4 protein-coding genes are annotated in these 5,192 nt (G+C 33.6%); 1 reads left to right on the top strand and 3 read right to left on the bottom strand.

What is annotated here, in order from left to right; translation table 11 throughout:
* Window positions 1–14 precede the first annotated feature (14 nt).
* Window positions 15–134, top strand: coding sequence for an AzlD domain-containing protein (locus J7M77_RS16890; protein WP_367236978.1), 120 nt, complete (start codon window positions 15–17; stop codon window positions 132–134).
* A gap of 39 nt (window positions 135–173) precedes the next feature.
* On the opposite strand, the gene bilR is transcribed toward J7M77_RS16890, so the two are convergent.
* The 3 genes from bilR to J7M77_RS08140 all read right to left on the bottom strand — a co-directional run bounded on the left by bilR (window position 174) and on the right by J7M77_RS08140 (window position 5,028).
* On the bottom strand, window positions 174–2,099 hold the full coding sequence (bilR, locus tag J7M77_RS08150) for a bilirubin reductase, long form (RefSeq protein WP_296877338.1): 1,926 nt from the start codon (window positions 2,097–2,099) through the stop codon (window positions 174–176).
* A 14-nt stretch (window positions 2,100–2,113) separates the two neighbouring features.
* Window positions 2,114–4,066 carry an FAD-dependent oxidoreductase gene (locus J7M77_RS08145; RefSeq protein WP_296877337.1) on the bottom strand — a complete coding sequence of 651 codons (1,953 nt, stop codon included), beginning with the start codon at window positions 4,064–4,066 and terminating at the stop codon, window positions 2,114–2,116.
* A gap of 89 nt (window positions 4,067–4,155) precedes the next feature.
* Complete coding sequence (locus J7M77_RS08140; RefSeq protein WP_296877336.1) at window positions 4,156–5,028, bottom strand: AraC family transcriptional regulator; 873 nt, start codon at window positions 5,026–5,028, stop codon at window positions 4,156–4,158.
* Window positions 5,029–5,192 lie beyond the last annotated feature (164 nt).

Genomic DNA, 5,192 nt, shown 5'->3' with positions numbered 1-5,192 from the left:
CCGGGAGCCATGGAATTCCTGAAGCGATTGGCATTACGGTTGTAATATTGTTACATTTTTGGAAAAGACAAATGTTATTATCGATTGCTGGTGGGGTAGTTTGTTATATGTTTTTAGTGCAAGTGATTTTTTAAGTTTATTAGAGTTGAAAAGAGTTACCGGTTGGTAACTCTTTAAATTGCACAAGCAGCTAAGTAACCTTCTTCAATTGCTTTGTTGATATCAGCAGCTTTACCATTACAATCACCAGTAATATAAACATTTACATTGGCATCATTTAAGGCAGCAATATCGAACGGATTAGGTTTAGCACCAACAGCTAAAACAACATAATCACAATCAATTGTAACAGGACCAGTTTCATTTTCAGCTTCAACATGAGTAGCTGTAATTTTAGTTACTTTAGTTTTTGTTAATAAATTTACTTCATGTTTTTTAAAATCAGCGAACATTTCTGGTTTTACTGTTGATGATTCTTCTTTAGCAATTTCTTCTAACATTTCGACAATACTTACTTTACATCCCATTTGAGCTAGTAATTCAGCTGTTTCTGCACCAACTAAACCGCCACCAATAATAACTACTTTACCGCTAGGTAATTGTTCATGATTTAATACTTTCCAAGCATCAAAGACATGTGGTAAATCTGTACCGGGAATTCTAGGAATCGCATTGCTAGCACCAGTAGCAATAATAACACTATCAGGATTTTGGGCTAAGACACATTTTGGACAAACTTCTTGACCTAATCTTAGATCAATGTCTAAAACTTTCATTTCATTAGCTAAATAGTTTAAAGCCCGGTTCATTTCCGCTTTTCTTGGTGGTACAGAGGCAATATTCAACTGTCCACCTAAACGAGTGTCTTTTTCAAATAAGATAACATCATGGCCTCTTAATTTGGCTACTCGAGCAGCTTCCATTCCAGAAGGACCACCACCGACAACGACAACTTTTTTCTTATCACTAGCTGGGGTAATTTCACGTTTATATTCATAGCCATTTTCTGCATTTAAAACACAGCTTAAAAATTTACGATTTTGGATAGCATCAGTACAACCTTTATTACACATGATACAATGACGAATCCGGTTAGCTTGATTGTTTTCTAATTTAGTTACATAATCAGGATCAGCTAATAACGATCTTCCCAGTCCAACGATATCACAAATACCATTTTCAATTAAAGCTTCACCGTTTTCTGGAGTAATGATTCTACCTACTGAAGAAACGGGGATAGAAACAGCATCTTTAATTTGTTTATTATATTTAGACATGAAACAATATGGCTGAGTTCCCATTGCGGGAATGGTATCATTCATATTACCAGTATGATTAGCCTGGCCAACATGGATCATATCGACACCATTAGCTTCTAATATTTTAGCTAGTTTTATCGCTTCATCAATTTTTAAACCACCTTTTCCCCGTAATGGATTTTCAGTTACAATTGGTAATTTATAATCAATACAAATATCAGGAGCATTATCTTTGATTGTTTTAACGACATTTAAAGCAAATTTAATTCTGTTTTCAAAGCTGCCACCATAATTGTCCTGACGATGATTTAAGATTGTTGAACAAAGAGAACCAATTAAACGGTCACCATGAACTTCAACAACATCAACCCCGGCCTGGGCTGCTCTTTTAACACAGGCACCAATTTTTTCTAAAATGGCATTTAATTGTTCTTCTGTTACTTCATCAATATAATGTAACATATCATGATATAATTTAGCTCTGGCTCCTTGCATATCACCTTGTTTAAATAATAATGCTAAAGCATCAACATCATATTCAGGATGGAAGATTTGAATTCCTAATTTACAGTCGTATTCATGTAAAGCATCAGCTAAAGCCTGGTATGCTGGAATTTGACCATCATGGAATAATTTAGGGGTTGGGGAAACGGTATTTACTGGGGCAACATCACCCAAAACAATATAAGCTACGCCACCTTGAGCTAATCGTTTATAAAAATTAAAGCTTTGTTCACCAATTGTGCCATCTCTTTCTTCATAACCCGTAGTCATTGGTGGAAACATAATGCGATTTTTTAAAGTAATTTTTCCAACTTGGATTGGTTCTAATAATTTCATTTAATTTCTCCTTATTATAAGTCTTTACAAATTTGATAAGCATCTAAAATTGCATTTTTGATTTTGCCAGGCTGATTAGCATCACCTAGACAATGATAATTAATTTTTAATTCTTCTAAAACCGATTTTAATTCCTGACGACTTTGATAACCAACGGCATTAATTACGGTATCGACATCATTGATTGTAATTGATTGACCATCTTTTTGATAAGTAACTGACGCTTCATCAATTGCACTAACGGTTGCACTAGTAATGATCTTGACTCCTTTTTTTGCCATTCGTCTAACTAAGACACTTCTTGATGGTGAAGTATCGTCCATGATAATATTTGGTTTCATTTCAATGACAGTAACTTTTTTATTGTTAGGATGACGGTCATTTACTAATGGCGCAATAAAATCAGCTACTTCACAGCCAACAGATCCCCCACCAACGACAACAACGTTTTTACCAGCCCACATTTTACCTAATAAAAGATCTTGAGCTACACCGCTATGAGGATGGTTATTAAACATTTCTAATTTGATTGGTTTAGCACCACTACAAATTAAAACATGATCAAATTGATGAGTGGTTAAATAATTTTTATCAACACAGGTATTTAGTTCAAGCTTGATTTTCAACTGATTAGTTCGGTGAATGAAGTATTTGGTCGCCTGAGCAAAGTGCTGTTTAGCAATTGGATAACCGGCAACGATCATCGTACCACCCAATTTATCACTCTTTTCAGCCAAAGTAACATCATGCCCACGTTTACTTAAAACATAAGCAGCTTCCATTCCGGCTGGACCGCCACCGACAATTAATACTTTTTTAGGGTTACTTGCAGTTTTGATTGTTTCTTCGTTTTCACTAGTTAAAGCGGGATTAATACTACATTCAATATGATCTTTTAACATCGTTGAACTTAAACAACCAAGACAGCCAATACAAGGACGAATATCTTCTTCTTGATCAAGCATGATCTTATTAACAAAATCAGGATCACATAGTAAAGAACGTCCAACCATACAAATATCGGCTAAGTCACGTTCAAGAATTTCTTCTAGTAACCAAGGTTCATTCAAGCGGCCTACTGTAGCAACGGGTATTTTTACACATTTTTTAATTTCTTTCGAACTTTGAACGTGACTAGCTTGCGGAGTTCCTGGTGGGGTAATCGAACTACCCCGATGAATGGTTGTCCCACCAGATACATGAATCATGTCAGCTCCAGCTTCTTCAACTTTTTTAGCAATATAACATCCTTCATGTAATGATTGACCACCATCTTCATAATCATCACCGCTAATTCTTACAATAATTGGAAAATCCGGTCCACATTTTTGACGGACATTTTCAATAACTTCTAATAATAATCTGATTCGATGAGTAATATCGCCACCATATTCATCGATTCGCTTATTATATAATGGTGATAAGAAACCGCCAATCAAAGCATGAGCATGGGCAGCGTGGATTTCTACACCATCTAATCCAGCTTGCTGGGCTCTTTTGGCACCGTCACCAAATAATTCTACTAGTTGATGAATTTCATCGATTGTTAAAGGACGAGGCGGTACTTTAGCGTAATATGGTCCAACTTCACTAGGTCCCACTAATTGGGGTGTATTAGGAAACGGTAAAGCCATATAGGCTGGATGTAATAACTGAGGGACAATTTTTGCACCGTGCTGATGTACTGCATCGGCAAGTTTATGCCATCCTTCAATATAAGAATCATCTTGTAAAGAAGCGGTGTGTAAGATGTATTTATAAGTTGGTTCAATCATTACTACTTCAGTTGTAATTAAACCGACACCACCTTTAGCCCTTCTAGCATAGTGATAAATCATTTCATCAGTTACATAGCCATCTTTGGTGGCAAAATTGGTTGACATTGGCGTCATAAAGATCCGATTTTTTACAGTCATTTTGTTGATTGTAATCGGCTGGAATAATTTTTTATAGCTGTTTGTTTTCAAAGCTGTTCACCTCTTTATTAAATGATAGCACTTACAAATATATAAAACATATCGATTTAAATAAAAAACATATACTTTTCAGTATATGTTTATAAAACCTTCATTTTCTTTTTATAATCGCGAGGGCTTAATCCAACATTTTGCTTAAATACTTTAGAAAGATGATAAGCACTGGAATAACCGAGTTCCTGAGCAATTGAAGTTAATGTTTCACCAAGCATTAACCGTTTCTGGGTAATTTGAATTTTTTGTTTTTGAATATAAGCACTTGGCGATATATTTAAAACATGCATAAAAGCTTTATATAAAACACTTGAAGATATTCCTAGATCTTGACATAAGTTAGTTATTCGAATACTTTCGTATAAATGCTGATGAATGTATTTAATACTTTCATTAACTAAATTAGTATATGAAGATGCAATAATTTCAACTTTATTATCATCAGTTCGTTTTAATTGCGCCCGAATGATTTCAACAATGACCCTAATTAAAGCAGAAGTAATGATACTAGAATAACCGATTTCTTTTTCATTAGCTTCGATCAATAAACGATTAAGCATTTCGCGAAAGTCTTTAATTTCATGACCATAAATTAAATGACCATGTTTAGTTAGTAAATTAATAAACTGTTCTTTTAAATAAAGAGGTTCAATTTCAAAATGAAAATAATAGTAAGCATAATGATCATAACCGATATTTTTAGAAGTATTTAATTGAAACGGTTCTAATAGTAAAAAACTTTGTGGTGGACAGGTATATTGTTTATTACCGATAGTTGTGATTGAACCGCCATGTAAATAATAAACAATTTCAATATCATTAGTAATATAATTGACGGTTTGATTTTTATCACTTTGCCATAAACCAAAATTATTGATTTTGAAAGTTACTTGTTCTAAAAGATCAGTTAATTCATCATTTTTAAATATTGGATATTGTCTTTGAGTTTCAATATACATAAGAATCACCACCTAAAATAATTGTGGCATAAAATTTGTTTTTTTTCAAATCAACAAAAAAGATATTATATTTTTCTATAATACCTTTTCCATCATTATTTTTAATGGTGTTAAACCACATTTTTCATAAAACTTCATTGCCCCTTCGTTTAAACACCAGACAT

The organism is Thomasclavelia sp. (assembly GCF_017889095.1).
Lineage (GTDB): Bacteria > Bacillota_I > Bacilli_A > Erysipelotrichales > Coprobacillaceae > Thomasclavelia.
The sequence above is the reverse complement of the archived record's forward strand: the minus strand, read 5'-3'. Positions and strand labels throughout refer to the sequence as shown.